General features: G+C 39.5%; 4 protein-coding genes. All 4 read left to right on the top strand.

What is annotated here, in order from left to right:
- Positions 1 to 278: MotA/TolQ/ExbB proton channel family protein (locus Q0L68_RS19210; protein ID WP_296705864.1), on the top strand; the 278-nt coding region annotated here is incomplete at its 5' end.
- 1 nt (position 279) lies between these two features.
- Positions 280 to 669, top strand: a complete 390-nt coding sequence (locus tag Q0L68_RS19205) for a biopolymer transporter ExbD (protein ID WP_206586818.1) — start codon at positions 280 to 282, stop codon at positions 667 to 669.
- Positions 670 to 671: 2 nt separating this feature from the next.
- Positions 672 to 1,631, top strand: coding sequence for an energy transducer TonB (locus tag Q0L68_RS19200; protein WP_296705863.1), 960 nt, complete (start codon positions 672 to 674; stop codon positions 1,629 to 1,631).
- Positions 1,632 to 1,634: 3 nt separating this feature from the next.
- Positions 1,635 to 2,774 (top strand): folylpolyglutamate synthase/dihydrofolate synthase family protein (locus Q0L68_RS19195; RefSeq protein ID WP_296705862.1); only part of this gene is annotated, 1,140 nt, incomplete at its 3' end.

Genomic DNA, 2,774 nt, shown 5'->3' with positions numbered 1-2,774 from the left:
TTGCCACGGTTTCTGGAGCCGCACCCATGATTGGTTTCCTGGGTACAGTAGCTGGAATGATTCAAGCTTTTATTGCCATTGCTCAGGAAGAGGGAATGGTTTCTCCAAAATTGCTTTCTGAAGGAATTTACGAGGCAATGATTACTACTGCAGCAGGACTTGTGGTTGGGATTTTGGCGTATTTAGGGTACAACTATTTGGTATCTCAGGTATCGAAGTTGGTGCATAACATGGAATATACTACCGTAGAATTCATCGATTTACTTCAAGATAAATAAGATGGGATTACAAGCTAAAAATAAGGTTGACCCAGCATTTAGCATGTCTTCAATGACAGATATCATATTTCTGTTATTGATCTTCTTTATGCTTACTTCCTCGTTCATTACTCCCTCAGGATTACCGGTAAATTTACCTTCAAGTGAAACTTCAGACATCGTTATGCAGGAAGTTTCCGTTACCATCACTAAGGACTTCAAGTATTCAGTAAACGATAAAATTGTCGCAAGAGAAAATATCAAAGCTGAATTGACTAATCTATTGGCAGATAAAAAAGGTCAAGTGGTCTTACATATCGATAAAGAAGTTCCTGTTGAATATTTAGTCGAAATTGGAGGCATAGCTGCCGGATTGGAAGCAAATGTCTCGATCGCAACAAAGCCATATTAATTATGCACTATTGGGACGCGGATAAAGAAGAATCTCAAAGCAAAAAAAGGGCATGGATAATTACAATTGTATTCAATGTCCTTCTACTTCTTGCTTTTTACTTTATTGTGGTCTGGAAACAACCAGTTCCACCGCTTCCTACATTTGGCCTAGAACTGAATTTAGGATTTACACCAACGGGATCTGGTGAAAGAAATAGTCCCAATGCACCTTCCGAAATTCAAACTCCCGTTACAGAAGCAGCTGCTCCTGGTGAGGTGGTAGAGAAAGCTGTAACAAAGCCTGCTACACCTACTCCAAGTCCAAAGACCGAAGTTGCAAAGCCTAAAACTCAGACACAACCAGCTGTAAATAAAGCAGTAACGACAAACCCTTCACCTATCAAAGGGGAAGAAAAAGCCTCTGAACCTGCTAAAAAGCCTGACCCAGCCAAAACAGAACCTTCAAAAACTGTGACTACTCCTGCGAAAGCAGAAGCTGAGGAAACTACGCAAAAAGCTCCTGAGAAACCTAAAGTGGATCAAAGAGCAATTTTCGGCGCCGGAGGTACTTCCGGAAAGGGGACTACTCCAGCATCTGGTGGAGCCCAAGGAACTTCCAATGAAAAAGGAGATGAAGGCGATCCAAAAGGAACTGTTGATGGAAGAGCAATCATGGGTACAGGTAGTGGAAAAGGAACAAATCCCGGGAACGGAGTAAGCTTAGACCTTGCTGGTTGGGATTTTGCAAATAGACCAAATATCAATGATCGGGTATCTACAAGAAATGGAAAGATCGTTTTTAAAATTACAGTAGATGATGCTGGTAGAATTGTTCAAGCCGTGCCTTTAGAATACAATGTGTCGAATGAGGTTTTGGCGTATTACCGAAAAGTAGTAACTGATGTTTCCTTCAAGAAACAAGGCGGAGCTGCTGCTGATTTTTCTTCCGGTAAAATTACATTCATTATCAAAGTGGATTAACCCATGAATTATCAGGAAACGCTGGACTATTTGTTCAATGCTTTACCTATGTTCCAAAGGGTAGGTGCTTCTGCATTCAAAACTGATCTTGGCAATACTTTAGCATTATGTGCTCATTTGGGACATCCTGAAAGGCAATTCAAATCTATACATGTAGCTGGAACTAACGGGAAAGGAAGTACTTCCCATGCTTTGGCATCTGTTCTTCAATCCTCGGGTTATAAGACCGCACTCTATACTTCTCCACATCTTAAATCTTTCACTGAAAGAATCCGGATCAATGGAATAGAAATTCCGCAAGAAAAAGTGATTCAGTTTGTAAAGGAGCATAAAGATTTTCTAGAAGAATTGAAACCTAGTTTCTTTGAAATGACAGTAGCGATGGCTTTTTGGTACTTTGCTGAAGAGAAGGTCGATATTGCCGTGATTGAGGTCGGAATGGGAGGAAGGTTTGATAGCACAAACGTGATTCTACCTGAAATTTCTGTCATTACCAATATCGGATTTGACCATATGCAATTTCTGGGAAATACGCTTCCAGCTATTGCTGGAGAAAAAGCAGGAATTATCAAGCAGAATATTCCGGTAGTTATTTCTCAAACTCAGCAGGAAACGAAGCATGTGTTTCAAGCAAAAGCGGATAGTACTTCTTCTCCAATCTTCTTTGCCGATCAAAAATGGAAAGTAGAAAAAATCAACGAATCAAAGGGTTTTGCAGCTTATCGAGTAAACTCAAAAGAAAAAGAAATTGATATTACTCTTGACCTTTTAGGAAATTATCAAAAATTTAATCTTCCCGGTATTTTAGAAACTGTTGATCAATTGAAATTGAGAGGTTGGGAGATCGCCGATACTCAATTATTAGAAGGTTTGTCCAAAGTTGCAAACCAAACTGGCCTAAAGGGCAGGTGGCAGATTTTAGGAGAATCACCCACCGTAATTTGCGATACAGGACATAATGAATCAGGAATCTCAGAAATTCTTGATCAATTAAAAACCTATAAATACTCAGATCTTTGGTTAGTTCTAGGAATGGTTCAGGATAAGGATATTTCTAAAATTCTTTCAATGCTACCAAAAGATGCAAAATATATTTTTTGTGAGGCTACGATTCCTAGGGCTTTGAAAGCTTCCCAATTAGCG

This window comes from Algoriphagus sp., assembly GCF_024642405.1.
In the GTDB taxonomy this organism is placed as follows: domain Bacteria; phylum Bacteroidota; class Bacteroidia; order Cytophagales; family Cyclobacteriaceae; genus Algoriphagus.
This window is presented reverse-complemented; position numbering and strand designations above follow the sequence as displayed.